The organism is Sinorhizobium chiapasense (assembly GCF_036488675.1).
In the GTDB taxonomy this organism is placed as follows: domain Bacteria; phylum Pseudomonadota; class Alphaproteobacteria; order Rhizobiales; family Rhizobiaceae; genus Sinorhizobium; species Sinorhizobium chiapasense.
On the sequence record NZ_CP133148.1, the window covers coordinates 2229933 to 2244327 of the forward strand.

The 14395-nt window shown below is 61.6% G+C and carries 16 protein-coding genes and 1 pseudogene; 9 read left to right on the forward strand and 8 right to left on the reverse strand.

Annotated elements, in window-relative coordinates:
* Positions 1-88: 88 nt before the first annotated feature.
* Together RB548_RS10810 and RB548_RS10815 are read right to left on the reverse strand one after the other, a co-directional pair.
* A pseudogene (locus RB548_RS10810) lies at positions 89-181 on the reverse strand (IS5/IS1182 family transposase); the annotation flags it as partial.
* Between the two features lie 101 nt (positions 182-282).
* Positions 283-783 carry a T6SS immunity protein Tdi1 domain-containing protein gene (locus tag RB548_RS10815; protein WP_331371321.1) on the reverse strand — a complete coding sequence of 167 codons (501 nt, stop codon included), beginning with the start codon at positions 781-783 and terminating at the stop codon, positions 283-285.
* A gap of 222 nt (positions 784-1005) precedes the next feature.
* Here RB548_RS10815 and RB548_RS10820 point away from each other — a divergent pair, with 222 nt between their 5' ends.
* The 3 genes from RB548_RS10820 (at position 1006) to RB548_RS10830 (ending at position 2451) form a co-directional block, all read left to right on the forward strand.
* Complete coding sequence (locus RB548_RS10820) at positions 1006-1413, forward strand: RidA family protein (RefSeq protein ID WP_331371322.1); 408 nt, start codon at positions 1006-1008, stop codon at positions 1411-1413.
* 173 nt (positions 1414-1586) lie between these two features.
* Positions 1587-2168 carry a dienelactone hydrolase family protein gene (locus RB548_RS10825; RefSeq protein WP_331371323.1) on the forward strand — a complete coding sequence of 194 codons (582 nt, stop codon included), beginning with the start codon at positions 1587-1589 and terminating at the stop codon, positions 2166-2168.
* An 88-nt stretch (positions 2169-2256) separates the two neighbouring features.
* The gene (locus RB548_RS10830) at positions 2257-2451 is read left to right on the forward strand and encodes a hypothetical protein (protein WP_331371324.1); all 195 of its coding nucleotides are present in this window, start codon (positions 2257-2259) and stop codon (positions 2449-2451) included.
* 100 nt (positions 2452-2551) lie between these two features.
* Here the strand turns inward: RB548_RS10830 and RB548_RS10835 are convergent, their stop codons facing one another.
* On the reverse strand, positions 2552-3988 hold the full coding sequence (locus tag RB548_RS10835) for a mechanosensitive ion channel domain-containing protein (RefSeq protein ID WP_331371325.1): 1437 nt from the start codon (positions 3986-3988) through the stop codon (positions 2552-2554).
* A 216-nt stretch (positions 3989-4204) separates the two neighbouring features.
* Here RB548_RS10835 and RB548_RS10840 point away from each other — a divergent pair, with 216 nt between their 5' ends.
* Complete coding sequence (locus tag RB548_RS10840; protein ID WP_331371326.1) at positions 4205-5224, forward strand: cycloisomerase; 1020 nt, start codon at positions 4205-4207, stop codon at positions 5222-5224.
* On the opposite strand, the gene RB548_RS10845 is transcribed toward RB548_RS10840, so the two are convergent.
* The 4 genes from RB548_RS10845 to RB548_RS10860 all read right to left on the reverse strand — a co-directional run bounded on the left by RB548_RS10845 (position 5125) and on the right by RB548_RS10860 (position 8857).
* Entirely contained in the window at positions 5125-5484 is a 360-nt protein-coding gene (locus RB548_RS10845) for a hypothetical protein (RefSeq protein WP_331371327.1), read from the reverse strand. The two genes, RB548_RS10840 and RB548_RS10845, sit on opposite strands and share 100 nt — an antisense overlap.
* Positions 5485-5764: 280 nt before the next feature.
* Positions 5765-6718, reverse strand: coding sequence for a DMT family transporter (locus tag RB548_RS10850; protein WP_408642367.1), 954 nt, complete (start codon positions 6716-6718; stop codon positions 5765-5767).
* Positions 6719-6797: 79 nt separating this feature from the next.
* Complete coding sequence (locus tag RB548_RS10855; protein ID WP_331371329.1) at positions 6798-7214, reverse strand: VOC family protein; 417 nt, start codon at positions 7212-7214, stop codon at positions 6798-6800.
* A gap of 677 nt (positions 7215-7891) precedes the next feature.
* The gene (locus RB548_RS10860; RefSeq protein WP_331371330.1) at positions 7892-8857 is read right to left on the reverse strand and encodes an MBL fold metallo-hydrolase; all 966 of its coding nucleotides are present in this window, start codon (positions 8855-8857) and stop codon (positions 7892-7894) included.
* A 563-nt stretch (positions 8858-9420) separates the two neighbouring features.
* On the opposite strand from RB548_RS10860, the gene RB548_RS10865 reads away from it, so the two are divergent.
* Entirely contained in the window at positions 9421-9774 is a 354-nt protein-coding gene (locus RB548_RS10865; RefSeq protein ID WP_331371331.1) for a hypothetical protein, read from the forward strand.
* Between the two features lie 235 nt (positions 9775-10009).
* On the opposite strand, the gene pdxR is transcribed toward RB548_RS10865, so the two are convergent.
* A complete protein-coding gene (gene pdxR / locus RB548_RS10870; protein WP_331371332.1) occupies positions 10010-11416 on the reverse strand; it encodes a MocR-like pyridoxine biosynthesis transcription factor PdxR in 1407 nt (468 codons plus the stop codon).
* Positions 11417-11534: 118 nt separating this feature from the next.
* On the opposite strand from pdxR, the gene RB548_RS10875 reads away from it, so the two are divergent.
* From RB548_RS10875 to RB548_RS10890, 4 genes are all read left to right on the forward strand, one after another.
* Positions 11535-11951, forward strand: a complete 417-nt coding sequence (locus tag RB548_RS10875; RefSeq protein WP_331371333.1) for a cupin domain-containing protein — start codon at positions 11535-11537, stop codon at positions 11949-11951.
* Positions 11952-11991: 40 nt separating this feature from the next.
* Positions 11992-12447, forward strand: coding sequence for a carboxymuconolactone decarboxylase family protein (locus tag RB548_RS10880; RefSeq protein ID WP_331371334.1), 456 nt, complete (start codon positions 11992-11994; stop codon positions 12445-12447).
* A gap of 120 nt (positions 12448-12567) precedes the next feature.
* A complete protein-coding gene (locus tag RB548_RS10885) occupies positions 12568-13527 on the forward strand; it encodes a YeeE/YedE thiosulfate transporter family protein (protein WP_331371335.1) in 960 nt (319 codons plus the stop codon).
* Between the two features lie 111 nt (positions 13528-13638).
* Positions 13639-14367, forward strand: a complete 729-nt coding sequence (locus tag RB548_RS10890) for a hypothetical protein (RefSeq protein WP_331371336.1) — start codon at positions 13639-13641, stop codon at positions 14365-14367.
* Positions 14368-14395: the final 28 nt, after the last annotated feature.

The window sequence follows — 14395 nt, forward strand, 5'->3', positions numbered from 1 at the left end:
CGCTGCACACTTTTGAGCGACATGCATTAGATTGGGTCGTGGACTCATAATGCCGCAGCTTTAGGCGAATGCAGGCCGGCTTTGTCATCAGGAAGGTCGATCCCAGTTTGTCGTAACGCGTGGCTATCCTGCGGAAGCATTTGAGCTTGTTGAAGAAGCGCTCAATAAGGTTGCGCTTCTTCAAGACGCGTCGCAGCGGCTCTATAACGCGCCATTCAAAGTCGGTAAGACCATATCGGCTCATGCCGAGCTTGAATCAGGTTGTTGCAGACTAGACAAGCCTCAGTCGACAAACTTGATTGCGACGGTGGAGCCGTCCGGCAAGTCCTTGGTTTGCGCGTATATTGTGGCCGTAAAGCTCAGCCATTCCGTCCAGGCGCATATCCAGATGTTGTCGACCTTGTATTCGCCCCCAAATAAAGGAAGCGTCGTGAAGGCATAGCACTGAGTGGAACTAAGGACCATTCCTGCTGAGCGGCATCGATCCACCAATGGACGCAGCAGCCAACCGTCTGCATCGTCAACGCAACGTTGATGGAACTCTTCCTCAGAAGCCGCGATCTCCGCGATCGAAGCAGCGGCGACTTCCAGCATATGGATTGCTCCACCGGCATCCGCCAAGAACACGTCTCCGAAGAGGTTAGACCCCAAGACACGGCACGGAACGGGCAGTAGGTCCGCCCACGCATCAAGTTGCACGGCGGTTATCTCAACGGCAAGGAAGTCTGAGTAGTTCTGTTGCATTTGCCAATGATGGCGGGCCGGCAGTTTTGCCGCAAGCACAGGCTCCCTCGATGCACAATTTATGAGTTCACACCCTAGTACGACCTGTGGATGCAAGCGATTCAAGGTATGACGTCGCCGGGCGCCCTCGGCGTCGCGCGTGTCGCTTCTGTGTGGACGTCCATTCGTCAATCGAACGGCTATAGAAACCAACGCCTCGCGAGGGCGGCGAACGCGCAGGTCGCCGCCGAGGCGAGCCACAACCACAGGAAGGAAGCCGAAATGGCACAGTCACTGACGCGTTTGAATCCGCCTGCCCTGCCCGATGCAGGTGCGCTCGGCTACTCGCAGATCACAACCGTGGAGCCGGGTCGGCTTGCCTTCGTTTCCGGGCAGGTCGCCTGGCGCCCCCGCGGCGAACCGGCGCCGGATGGCCTTGCGGAACAGGCGGAACTCGTCGTCGCCAACGCGAAGGCAGCTCTCGACGCCCTAGGCGCCTCGCCGGAAGACCTTGTCATGGTGCGCCTCTACTTGGTCGACCTGACGCCTGAGCGCATAGAAGAGCTCATGCCGCATCTGCGTGCAATGTTCGACGGCGCGCAGCCGAGCCTGACGGGCGTCGGCGTCGCCGCTCTGGCCGCGCCCGACCTGCAACTGGAAATGGAAATGATCGTTCGCCTGCCGTCCTGAGCGGCCAACGCCCTTCGAGAAGGCCACCCTCGTCGGCCCGCGGCCTTGAGCGCCCGGGGCTGCTTGTGGTAGCCGTTGGGGGGAACGAGAGCGTGTCACCGATGACGCGCTCTTCGCGGTCAAGCGGTTGGCGCCCTGCTGCCTGTTTCCCTCGATCCGCCCGGAGGCTTCTCATGGCTGAGGTCCTGCTCTTTCATCACGCACAGGGGCTGACCCGCGGCGTCCGCGCCTTTGCCGACGAGTTGCGGCAAGCCGGACACACCGTGCATACGCCGGACCTGTTCGAGGGGCGCACCTTCGAGAGCATTCCCGAGGGTCTCGCCTACATCGAAGAGATCGGCTTCGACGAGATGCGCGAGCGCGGCGTCCGCATCGCCGACGACCTGCCCTCCGATCTCGTCTATGCCGGGTTCTCCTTCGGCGTGCTGCCGGCGCAGAAGCTCGCGCAAACCCGGCCCGGAGCCCGCGGAGCACTGCTCTTTTACTCCTGCCTGCCGATCGGCGGCGCCTGGGCCTTCGGGTCATGGCCGGACGGCGTCCCGGTTGAGATCCACGGCATGGACGACGACCCGATCTTCGTCGGCGAGGGCGACATCGATGCCGCCCGCGAGATCGTGGAAAAGGTCGAGGACGCCGCGCTTTTCCTCTACCCCGGCGACCAGCACTACTTCGCCGACAGCTCGCTGCCCTCATACGACGCCGACGCCGCTGCGCTGCTCACCCGGCGGGTGATTGAGTTCCTGAACCGGGTCTAGTGACCACCAGCGTCCAGCACTATCTTGAAGTGCAGAGAATAACTGCGACAACTGCGAGCCTGTCGCGTCGCCGCCGGGAATGGACATCATGATTCAAGCACTCAAGACCGCGATCCAAGTCATTTGGGTGGTTTTACTGGTCACCATGGCAACGACATTTGGCGCGATCTATGGGTGGGAGCATCACGGATGGGGCGGCGCGATAGCGCTCGGCTTCGTCGGGTTCTTCGCGGCCGCGTTCATCGCAAGCTCACCCGCGCTGCTTCTGCAAATTCTCACGTGAGCGTTTATTTGTTTCCCCTGCATTGTGTGTCCCCGGAGTGGCCGCGGAACCATCGGTCACTCCGTAACTGCCGCCGCCCGCTTTTTTGCTCGGCCGCCCCTCACCGCCCCAGCAAACCGTGAACCTTGCGCAGGAAGGCGTGCTTTCCCGCAGCAGGCCCATTGCCCGGCGCGTGCCCCGCAAGGTCGGCGAGATATCGGGAAAGGTCATTCTGCATTGTCGGATAGTCTCGCAACAGGGACTTCATGGCCAGACTGTCGATCTCGTAGGCCTCGACCTCGGTCAGAGCTTCGAATGTCGTGGGCTCGCCGTCGATACCGTCGGCCTGGCCGAATATCGCGCCCGGTGCCAATCGAATGACCTCCGCGCCGTTGCTATGTGCGGCGACGACGCCCGAGCGGACAAGCATCAGGCTTGGGCTATTTTCCGCTCGACCGAACACGAGGTCTCCGGACCGGTATCGCCGGATCCGCGCCGCGGCTTCGAGCTTCTCCAGTTCTTCCAGTTTCAGGTCGGCGAAGATCGGGCTGGCCTGAAGCAGATCCTTCGCCGTCTCCGCAGATCCTGGCCCGGCGACGGCGCTCTCCGTTAGGACCGTTGCCGTTGTTGGCAGCGCGAGCGACAGGCCCATCGCCGTGCATTGCCGGTAGACGAGATCGATGAGCTCGTTTTGGGCGGGAATCCGGTCGGAGGGGTGCCTGACGCGGTATTGCAGTTCGACCTCGACCGCCATGGCGTCGACCGCCGTGAGAGCGACGCCCGGAGCAGGATCGTGAACAATGTGGTTTGCCCCGATCATGGCTCGCCGCATCGCCTCGGCGATGAAGGACGGCGGATGCGTCGGCCTCACGCGGAATGCCAGGACGCGCAGATGCGTCTCGTCAGGGCGGGTGATGTTCGTCAGCCCGACCTTCGCCAGCACGCTGTTCGGCAGGACGACGATGTTGTTGGCCGGCGTCAGGATATGGGTCGAACGCCAGGTGTTCTCGACCACCCGTCCTTCGACGCCGTCGGGTAGGATGATCCAGTCACCGATGCCGTAGGGGCGTCCCAATGTCAGAGCCACGCCGGAAAAGACGTCGTTCAATGTGCTCTGCAAGGCAAGCCCGAGAATGATCGCGATGACGCCCGAGGTCGCGACCAGTGTCCCGATCGCGATGCCGAACACGAAGGAGAGGATGGAGAGTGTCACCCCGAGATACACGACCGCGACGAACAGGTCCTGAAGCAGCCGGGCTTCGCGCGGCCTGCCATCCAGCACAATGTAGATGCGGATAAAGCCGATGGTGGACCAGGAGAGATGCATCCACCAGAGCACCTTGGCGGCGATGAGGGTTCCGCCGACTTCCTGCATCGGCTCGAACTTGAACGGAGAAATGCCGTTTCCGATCAATATCGCCGTCATCGCCAGGAAAAATGCGATCTGGACCACCAGGCGCGCGTTCGGACGACCGCGCCCCTGCAGATGCCAGATGACAATGCTTGCAACACCCAGCGCGATAACCTGGACGAGAGGCGAAGCGAGCTGATCGTACATTGCAGAGATGCTTCCTGACCGCGGGTGGGAGCCGGCGCGGCGCTGCAGCCGAAGCACCGTCGTCAGCCCATACCAGCGGTATATGCATGTTGACGGCGAAGGCCGCAACCTATCCTTTTGCACGACCGATTGTCGTTCGCGCCTGCACATTGCTGGCGAAAATTCCTGCCAGGATGGCATGATCAAGATGGTCAACGCGAGCAGATGGAGGCGCGCTTGCGGGCGGGTATCATTCTACTCTCGGCCGGGTTCGCCCTTGCTGCCGGCATCGTGATCGCAGACGTCGCGGCACCCGGGCGACCGATCGCGGCGGAACGGGTGCGGGAATTCGCGGTTCCCGAGGCCAACCAGGGGGTCGGCGTGGATGCCGATCACTTCTACGCCGTCGACAACCGCGCGATCGCCAAATACGGCAAGGCGGGCCGCGAGCGGATCGCTGTTTTCGAAGGGCAAAAGGATGGACCGTTCAAGCACCTCAACAGCGCCGTCGTGGTTGGCGGAGAAATATACGCGGCGCACTCGAACTTTCCCGATTGGCCGGCGGCCAATTCGGTCGAGGTCTTTGACCCAGCAACCATGCAGCACGTCGGCACGCACGCCCTCGGTATCGATCGCGGCTTCTTGACCTGGCTCGACTACCACGACGGCTCATGGTGGGGAGCATTCGCCAATTACAACCGGATATTCGACCGCAGTCCGTTCGCCTATGGAAACAGGGACAACACGCAGGTCGTCCGCTTTGGCCATGACTGGCGGATTGCCGAGGCGTGGGTTCTGCCGGATGAAGTGCTCGAGAAATTCGGGGACATGAGCAATTCGGGCGGATCCTGGGGACCCGACGGCAGACTCTATTTGACCGGTCACGATGCCGCCGAGGCATACGTGATGGAGCGCCCGGAGACCGGCTCCGTCCTGAAATGGGTCGCGACGGTGCCACTGAAGAACACTGGCCAAGGCATCGCCTGGGACCGCTCGACGCCGGATGTGCTTTATGGCATCCGCCGCGGCGAAGGCCGCGCAGATAACCGCGTGACGGCCAACCGCATCGTGCTCGGGCCGCAAACAACCGGATCTCAAGGTGCTACAGATGAGAGGGTCGCTGTAGGCGCATCACGGCGCAGCGATGCTGCCCGGTCCTACCCTTGTTTGATCAGCTCGACACTGACCTCGCCGTCCGCCGTCACCGTGCAGGCGATGGTCGCCGCGCGCGGCTCGATGCCGCCCTGGCGCAGGTAGTCGATCTTGACTGCCAACGTGGCGATCCGCGCGCCGCCGGCGCCTGCGCGTACCGGCTCGGTCAGGCTGGTCTCGATGGCTACCGGATCGTATTGCGAGGCCCATTCGGCGATCGCCTCGTTGCAGCGGTTGACGGTCGGCTGGTCGGCCGCCGAAACGCCGTGGCTGACCGGCACCACCGGGTCTGGCAGCAAATCGGCCGCGAAGGCTGGACCGGTGAGAAAAAGCATGCCGGCGCTGAGCATTCTGATCGTGTGCATGGTCGGTACCCCCCTTTTCCTGCAGCAGTTCAAAGTGCTTGCGCGTCTGGTGAGACGCGCGGCGCTATAGAGCGTGATCGTTCGCGCGAGCGACGCCCCTCGCCCGGCAGCTCCGACGCTCTCTCCGGCACGATAAACCTCGACCGCGCCGATGGGAACGGCATCAATTTGAGTATTCCTTACGCCCGCTTGTAGCGCCACTATGGACATGCCCGGCCATCGGCGAGATCGCACAGACCGCGGCTCCACAATTCCGGGCATATCAGGACGTCCGCGAATGTTATGCCACTGCCGATTGTCTGCTCCCTCCATGGAAGGCCCGGACGGCGGTCAAGACACCTGCCGTCAGAATGGCTATTCCGGTAATCTCCAGCACCGTTGGCGATCGGCCATGCACGGCAAGGCCGAATAGCGTGCCGAAGACTGTTTCCGACACGATCAATTGGGCGGAAAGGGCGACAGGCAGCCGTTGCGAGGCAATCGTCCACGCCCATGCACCGCCGACCGAGGCCAGCAGCGCCAGACCCGTTCCCCACAGATAGAGAGGAGCAGCCACACCCCAACCAAGACCAAGCCGCGGGATCTCAAATACGCCCAAGGCAAGACCAACAGGCATGAAGGCCAGCATCTCGATCCCGCCACCGGTCATGATAAGCGCCGTCCAGACCCCGGCATCCATGCCTGGACGTTTGGCAAGGGCACTCTCATTGGCAATGCCGAACCACGTCCACAGCAATACGGCGGCAATCGCCAGCGGAATGCCGATCGAGAGTGACCGCGTCGTCGCCATGCTGGCAGCATCGAACACACTGACGTTGACGAGAGACAGGCCGACGACAGCCAATGTGAGCGGCAGGATCAGGGTGCTCCATGCCACGCTTCTCCGGCGCAAGTTGCCAACGATCGCCAGCACGACGGGCACGAATGCCAGAAATGCCGGCGCAATCACCGGACCCGCAAATATGGCCGCGCCGACGACGGTCAGGAAATAACCGAGATACCCGATGAAACCAAGAAAGGCTGTCGTCAGCAGGTCGCGAAACCTCAGCTCGCGCAGAGCTTTTCTGGTGAATGCCAGAAATCCCAGACCCAAAACGCCGGAGATCACAAACCGGAACAGCGCAAAATCGAAAACCGAATAATCGCCTATGACGAAGGGGACGATGAAATTCAGCGACCATGCAAAGGCGGCAAAGAGCGCGGCGACGACGCCGACCATCATGGAACTCGTCATTGAAGCACCCGGGTTCAAGGATTGTTGGGTGATCGCCGGAAGGCGATTGCTCGATCTTTCGATCGAGCAACCCCTCGTTTTAGCCGTGGGCTTCATCCGGACCGGCGCGGAAGACGAGCAGCTTGTTGCCGTCGAGATCGCGGAAGTAGGCGCAGTACGGACCGTCCTCGTTCGGGCCACGCGGCCCCGGCTTGCCCTCATCGGTCCCGCCAAGCTTCAGGGCAAGCGCATGCACTTCATCGACGTGAGCACGGGAGCGCGCGCTGAGCGCAACCATGTTGCCGTTGCCGATCGTGGCACCCTCGCCATTGAAGGGATTGGTGACGCCAAACTCGAGACCCGTCGTGCCGAAGTATACGGCCCTGCCGGGCTGTTCGAGGATTCGTCCTACGCCGAACAGGGCGAACAATTGATCATAGAAGTTTGCGGCAGTGTCCAGGTCGTTGGTGCCTACAACGGCGTGTCCCAACATCTGATGTGCGGCTTTGGCGGCCATGGTTTCTTCCTTTGTGCGTTTCGACTTCGCCGAGGCTTCCTGCCCTTTCGGCCGATGACGCACAAAAGCTCGCCGTTCGTGTACGGGATGTTTCGCGACTGCGGCAGGATTGTAGGTGAATGCTGAAACTGACGTATCTCGATACGCTTTGATACAAAGAGTTCGGCACAGGCCAGACGGGTCTTCAGCGGCCCGGTCCACACTGTTCAGGGTACAAGCGACGCGGGCGCGAGATGATCGACCTGCTCGCGGTCGAGGAGCCGAAGCCTAGATCATTTCATTGTTTCTTTGAAACAGCGAATGATCTAACTATTTGAAATTACGCAATTCCGGACGGAAAACCGTTACACACTTTTCCTGGAATTGCTCTAAGCCGGCGAACTCGTACGACACCGCGATACGGGCGGTGACGTACGAGGCAACGATCGATTACTGCATGTTTCCTTAAATCGTGCCCGATTTAAGGACAAAAAACATGCAGAACTCAAAGTGCTACAGCGTCCCTTGCGCGTCTGATAAGACGCGCGGCGCTGCTCAAAACGCATGCGGTCGTCTAGAGCGCCGTGCGTTCAAGTGAGCGCACAAAGGACGCTCTAGCACTTTGATTCTAGAGCATCTTATCCGCTTTCAGTAATTCCACTTGAAAGCGGGATGCTCTGGCTCGGCCTACCCAGCGGTCAGTAGTCCCACCAGGAAGGAACCCAACGAAAGAGGTCGCCGGCGGCAGCCACATGGCCGACGGACGGGAACGGCATATGCGTGGACACCAGCAACGAGCCGGTCTCCGCCAGCTCCCGCATAAGACGGAGCCGAACGCGGGTCGCCTCCTCAGGGTCGTGTTCGAAGCCGTTGTGCCACTCGGGGTGGTCGAACGAGACCGGGAACAAGGCATCGCCAGCGAACATCAGCCGGTCTCCACCGGACGCCACGCGGACCACGCTGTGCCCTGGGGTGTGGCCGCCGGTGCGAGTAACGACCAACCCCGGCGCCACCTCGCACTCCTCTTCAAAAGTCCGCAGATGGCTGCGATACTCGTCCAGGAACTGCCTGGACGCGCGCCGGGCCAGCTCCGCAAGCGCCGGCGGCATGGCGGTGCGGGAGAAATCGGGCGCCTCCCAGAACTTGGCCTCTGCGGCGGATACATGGACCCGCAGGTCCGGGCGCAGCCGGTCCTTCACGCCGTCGACAAGCAGCCCGCCAACGTGGTCAAAGTGCATGTGGGTCAGCACCACGTCGGTCACGGATGCGAGATCGACGCCGGCGGCCTCCAGTCGATGGACAAACTGCCCGGCCCGCGGGAAGTCCGGGTACTCCTCTCCTAGCCCGCTGTCGATGAGTATCGTCTGGCCGCCGCTGCGCACCACGACCGCGTTCAGTGCCCAATCGAAGGCGACCCTTGACAGGAACCTGTCGTCCAGCCAGGCGGCCCGGACGGCCGGATCGGCGTTGGTGGCCATCGACTCGGCTGGCGGCGTCAGCACTCCATCGCTGATCACCAGCACCTCGATCTCGCCGACCCGCACCGCGTAGCGCGACGGAACCAACTCGTCGAGACCCGTTCTACCGGCGTGTGAGGTGTTGTCCAAGCTCATGTTTGTCTGCTGCTGACCAATCGTACGGGGTTTGGTTTCTGCCTGCGACATGATGCACTCCTGTTTTGCGTGATCGAGACGCGTCGGCCACTACAGCGCCGCGCGTCTTATTAGACGCGCAAAGGACGCTGTAGCACTTTGAATTGCTGCATGTTTTTGTCCTTAAATCGGGTACGATTTAAGGAAACATGCAGTAGCCGCGCCGCCGACGCTATGTTGAAGCGTGTTGGCGGTCGAGCTATACATGCGGATGGGCATCTCTCAGGACCGCGCGCTCGATGCCCGCCTGCGTAAGGCATCGGCCACCGCTTTCCCCGGAAGCCGGGAAAGAGCTCGGCGGCCGCAATCGGCGACTGCATGATTCCTTAAATCGGAATCGATCTAAGGACAAAATTATGCACAAACTCAAAGCTCTGCGGCGACCTTTGCGCGTCTGATGGACGCATGGCGCTTTAGATTTGCCCGCCATCCTACACTCGTAGGATGGCCGATTTCCCTGTCCTGTGATCGAATTGCATATCGTAGTGCGTAGGTTCTCTGGTCGCGTACTGAGTGCAGTTGTGTCTTTGCAAATCTCCGAACAGATAACAGGCAATGCATACAGGGAGGCTATAATGAAGAAACTTACACGCATTCTCACCCTGTCGACGGCAATGACGCTGCTGGCGATTTCCACCCCCTTCTCCACTGATGTCGCAAAGGCCGGCTATCAAAGCGATGATGGCGACAGCATCGGCCTCAGCGATGACGACCTCTTCACTCTCGTCGCCGACCGCGAAGACCACGATGACGACGATGAAGATGATGAAGATGAAGATGATGATGATGACGACGAGGATGATGATGACGACGACGATGATGACGACGACGAGGATGATGACGATGACGACGACGAAGATGATGACGACGACGAGGAGGATGATGACGACGACGATGAAGATGACGACGACGATGAAGATGATGCCTGATGGCGAAGGCCTTGCGTGGTAAAAGCGGGCCGCGGTGACGGCCCGCGCAAGAATATGTAAGGATCAATACGCCGTCGTTGCTCTGAACTGCAGAGCAAAAGGGGGCTCTCGCCCAAAAGAGCGCGCCCTCTTCTTTTTGAGTTTCATGGAACCAATCTTGCCGCCAGCATGTCCTCGGCGCGCTGAGACAACATGCAGTGGGTGCGGTCGTGCGAACGAAGGAAGGCACCCGTCGTCAGGCGAAGCGGCCTATGATCCCCTTTAGACGATCCCAGGATCTCCCGAGCTGCCTTTGCGGCGCCGTCGCGAGGCCTAAAAGCAAACCGGATTTTGCTGACTCCGGCGACGCATACCAGACTGAGAGCGGTGCCGGCGCCATTCCGAATGCCAGCGTTTCCCGGGCGATGGCAACGTCCGGCGCACCGTCTGGCAGCCGCAGCAGCACGGCCAATCCGGCAACAGTCGCCTCCCCGGCTCCCGGCATGAGACATTTCAGCAAGGCGTCGCGCTGGGCAGCGTAGACGCGCTTCGTGCGTCTCAAGTGCCGCATGTAGTGGCCTTCGCGCATGAACTCGGCGGTTGCGAGCTGCACCGCCGGCCCCGGAGGCGGAGCGAGGCACGCCGCGGCCTCGGCAAAGCGGGAGGCGAGCGCTGGCGGCGCGACGAGAAAGCCGAGTCTCAGCGTAGGGCTGATGGTCTTGCTGAAGGAGCCTATGTGAATGACGCGCCCGGCCCGGTCGAGCGAGGCGAGCGCCGGTGCTGCGCGGCCATCGAGCTGCAATTCGCTCAGATAATCGTCCTCGATCACCCAGGCTTCGCTCCGGGCCGCCCAGTCGAGAAGGCGCAGGCGCCTTGCCAGCGAAAGCGCTGGCCCGAGCGGCGCCTGCTGCCCCGGCGTCACGACGACCAGCGCTGCGTCCGGGGCATGGCGGATGCCATGGTCGACATCGATGCCGTCCTGATCGACGGGGATCGGCGCGAGAGACAATCGCGCGAGCTCCAGCCCGCGCCGGGTGAACGGGAAGCCGGGGTCCTCCATCCAGGCCTTCCGCCCCTCGAGGCCGAGCACACGGAGCGCCAGCCCGAGCCCGTTGGCGTAGCCGCCGGTAATGATGACCTCGGAGGGCGAGCACGCGATGCGGCGCGAGACGGCGAGATAGGCGGCGATTTCCCGCCGCAGTTCCAGCTCACCGCGAGGGTCAGGATAAATGGCCGGCGCGCTCGATTCCGCGCGCACGGCCTGCGCGCGGATCCTTGCTAAAAGCGTCGCGGGAAGGGTTTCCTGCGCCGGCACGCCCATCTGGAAAATCGCCGGTCCGGCAATCATCTCCAGATACCGTTCCATGAACGAGCCGGGATCGGGCGGCTCTTCGACCCGGGCGATGGCGGCGGGCCGATCCGCGACGCGGGTTCCGGTCGCGCGCGACGCGACGATGAGCTGGGCAGCGGACAGCTTGTCATAGGCCGTTCGCACCGTGCCACGGGCAACGCCAAGCTGGGCCGCAAGGTCCAGCCAGGACGGCAGCCGCGCGCCAGGCGCGAGCACCCCGCTCTCGATCGCGGTGCTGATGCCTTTTCGTATCTGCTCGGCCAGCGGCGTCTTCGCAGACCGGTCGAGCTCCAGTTTCAGCGGCTGGTCCATGCTTCGTGGTACACGATTTTTGCCGGTTCTTGGTGCTTTTTTTAGAACCAAAAGGACGTCATTTCTAGGGCGTGAGAGAGAAACGTCATCATGACCAAGCGCAAGGAGAACCGTCATCATGACCATACGATCTGTAATTGCCGCCACCGGCGCCGCCATCGCGATCGCCATCGCAATGCCCGCGGCCGCGCATGACCTCGGCGAAACCGTTACGCCCCACTTCGAAAAGGCGATACCGAACATTTCGGGCAAGACGCTGAGCGCACTGATTGTAGACTATCAGCCGGGCGGAGCCTCGCTTCCGCACGACCACGCAAAGTCGGCCTTCATCTTCGCCTACGTCCTCTCCGGAGAAATCGAGTCGAAGGTGAACGACGGCCCGACTGAGACTTTCCGTGCCGGCGAGAGCTGGTACGAAGCGCCGGGCTCCGCCCATCTCGTCAGCCGCAATGCGAGCAAGACCAAGCCCGCAAAGCTGCTCGCCGTCATCGTCCACGACAGCGGTGAAAAGGACATCACCACCCCCCACGAGTGAACCGACGTTCAAAAACGGAATACCTTCAAGGACAAGACAAATGAGCAAGCGTCTCGACTACAACCAGATCGCCCCGGCCGGAGCCAAGGCCCTCGGCGGCGTCTACGGCTACATCATGCAGAGCGGCCTCCCTTCGGTGCTGGTCGATCTGGTCTATCTTCGTATCTCGCAGATCAACAACTGCGCCTACTGCCTTGACATGCACACCCGTGACCTCATGAAGAAAGGCCAGAAGATCGAGAAGATCGCGCTGGTGCAGGCATGGGCGGAAGCCGGCAATCTCTTCGACGAGCGTGAGCGGGCCGCCCTTGCCTGGGCCGAAACGGTGACGCGGGTCGCCGAGACCAATGTTCCCGATCAGGCTTACGAGGCCGCCCGTGCGGTGTTCGAGGAGCGCGAGCTCGTTGATCTGACGATCGCGATCGGCCTGATGAACGCCTACAACCGCATGGCGATCAGCTTCCGCAATACGCCACAGGCCGCGATTGAAAACTAGAGCCAGCAACACTTTGTGGACGCGCGGTCCCGCGCGTCCGCAAACTCTCCTGTGTTTGAGTGTAAACCAGAATCCTTGGATCTGCCTGAAACTGGAGCAGTACGCGAGGCCGTTTGCCGAATGAGCGAATTTCTCACCAACATATCAGGCATTGTCCCTGTCGCCGCTCGCTTGGAGATCTGGGCGAGTGTGGCCTTGATCGCGGCGCTGGGATTTGTTCTGGGTTTCGCGATGAACCGCGGATCGATCTGCACCGTCATCGCCACGAAGGAGCTGATATCGGAGAAGAGGCCAGCGCGTTTCATCGCTCTGATCGAAAGCGCCGCCTGGGCGGCCCTCGTCTACGCAATCCTTGAAACGGCGCCGATGATGCACGGGCGCTGGTCGTCGCTCGGCTTCCTGGTTCCCGCAGCCATTTTGCTGGGGATCGGCTCCTATGTGAACGGCGCCTGCGTGTTCGGCTCTGTCGGGCATATCGGGAACGGCGAAATCGAATTCGCGTTCACGTTTCTCGGCATCTATGCGGTCGTCTACATTGAATCTCTGTTTGATCTTTTTGCGGATCAGCCGGCGATAGATGCTGCCCCGTCGCTTGGGGTGGCGCTTCCCGCGCTTGCACTATTGGCGATCGTGGCTCTGAGGCTCGGTGTGTCACGCAGATCCGGGTCAAATTTCCGGCGGCTGACGCTGGCGATGGGAGTGGTTGGCGTCACCTCTACCGTCCTGGCGGTTCTTGCGCCCGGGTTCTCGCTCACTGCATCCTTTGGTCCGATTGCTTCGATACCGGTCGCGGGCGCCGTGATTCCGCTCTCAATGTTCGGCGGCAGCTTTGTCTCCGCAAGACTTAGGAAGCATGGGTTCATGCTGAGATGGCCGACGGTGACGACCATGGTCAAGAGAACGCTCGCGGGCATGCTCATGGGAGCGGGTGCGCTACTCATCCCCGGTGGGAACGACACGCTGCTGCTGATCGGTCTCCCCGCGGGGGCCTGGCAGGCGGCGCTCGCCTACGTGCTATTCGTTGCGACGATCGCCGCACTTGTCGTCAAATTCGGTTCGATCGCAAGAGCCTGGACATGACGCTGGCCCGCGCCGCGCCCGCCACATAGCGCCTCCCCACATGGCGTCCCCAGAGGTGGTATATATGACCCATGCGCCAATCGACATGGATCCCAACTGAGGAGAAGATCGATGAGTGGCAAATTGCACCCGCTGCTGGAAGAGGCTCTGGAAGCGCATGGCGGGCACGACCGCTGGCGAAAGTTCAAGGGTATTGCCTCGACAATACGGACCGGCGGAAAGCTATGGGAGCTGAAAGGCGCTCCTTTGATCCCCGTGCCGCGGCGGGCAACAAGCGAGTTCCGCCGCCAGTGGACTCAAGTTACTCCCTTCGGAGAAGCCGATTGGACGATGACCTGGACTCCCGAGCGTGTGGAGATCACTGCCGGAGACGGCTCGATTATCGCCGAGCGGGTCAACGGACGTGAAGCGTTCGATCGCAGCTTCAACGGACAATGGGACCCGCTGAACCTCGCCTACTTCAACGGCTATGCCATGTGGACGTATCATGCGACGCCGTTCGTGTTCGGCGAGCCCGGCTATGAAGCGCACGACATTGCCCCGATCGAGAACGAAGGCGAGACGCTTCGCCGCGTCGCCGTGCGGTTCCCCGAGGGCGTACACAGCCACACACGAGAACAGCGCTTCTACTTCGGCCCGGATGGGCTGCTTCGCCGTCACGATTATACAGTTGATGTCTGGGCGGACACGCCGGCTGCGCACTTTATTTCGGATTATGTCGACGTCGACGGGCTGAAGTACCCGAACCGCCGCAGCGTGTTCATAGTCAAGCCGGATGGCACTCTCGACCGTGATTTCAACGCCGTCACGATCGAGCTGTCGGATTACGCGCTGTTTTAAGACGACGTTGCGGCGGTTCCTGTGTTGA

What these genes read in the sequence shown, in the direction of transcription:
- RB548_RS10820 (WP_331371322.1), top strand. Translation starts at nt 1,006, where the DNA reads ATGGCACAGTCACTGACGCGTTTGAATCCGCCTGCCCTGCCCGATGCA.
- RB548_RS10825 (WP_331371323.1), top strand. Translation starts at nt 1,587, where the DNA reads ATGGCTGAGGTCCTGCTCTTTCATCACGCACAGGGGCTGACCCGCGGC.
- RB548_RS10830 (WP_331371324.1), top strand. Translation starts at nt 2,257, where the DNA reads ATGATTCAAGCACTCAAGACCGCGATCCAAGTCATTTGGGTGGTTTTA.
- RB548_RS10835 (WP_331371325.1), bottom strand. Translation starts at nt 3,988, where the DNA reads ATGTACGATCAGCTCGCTTCGCCTCTCGTCCAGGTTATCGCGCTGGGT.
- RB548_RS10845 (WP_331371327.1), bottom strand. Translation starts at nt 5,484, where the DNA reads ATGCACACGATCAGAATGCTCAGCGCCGGCATGCTTTTTCTCACCGGT.
- RB548_RS10850 (WP_408642367.1), bottom strand. Translation starts at nt 6,718, where the DNA reads ATGACGAGTTCCATGATGGTCGGCGTCGTCGCCGCGCTCTTTGCCGCC.
- RB548_RS10855 (WP_331371329.1), bottom strand. Translation starts at nt 7,214, where the DNA reads ATGGCCGCCAAAGCCGCACATCAGATGTTGGGACACGCCGTTGTAGGC.
- RB548_RS10860 (WP_331371330.1), bottom strand. Translation starts at nt 8,857, where the DNA reads ATGTCGCAGGCAGAAACCAAACCCCGTACGATTGGTCAGCAGCAGACA.
- RB548_RS10865 (WP_331371331.1), top strand. Translation starts at nt 9,421, where the DNA reads ATGAAGAAACTTACACGCATTCTCACCCTGTCGACGGCAATGACGCTG.
- pdxR (WP_331371332.1), bottom strand. Translation starts at nt 11,416, where the DNA reads ATGGACCAGCCGCTGAAACTGGAGCTCGACCGGTCTGCGAAGACGCCG.
- RB548_RS10875 (WP_331371333.1), top strand. Translation starts at nt 11,535, where the DNA reads ATGACCATACGATCTGTAATTGCCGCCACCGGCGCCGCCATCGCGATC.
- RB548_RS10880 (WP_331371334.1), top strand. Translation starts at nt 11,992, where the DNA reads ATGAGCAAGCGTCTCGACTACAACCAGATCGCCCCGGCCGGAGCCAAG.
- RB548_RS10885 (WP_331371335.1), top strand. Translation starts at nt 12,568, where the DNA reads ATGAGCGAATTTCTCACCAACATATCAGGCATTGTCCCTGTCGCCGCT.
- RB548_RS10890 (WP_331371336.1), top strand. Translation starts at nt 13,639, where the DNA reads ATGAGTGGCAAATTGCACCCGCTGCTGGAAGAGGCTCTGGAAGCGCAT.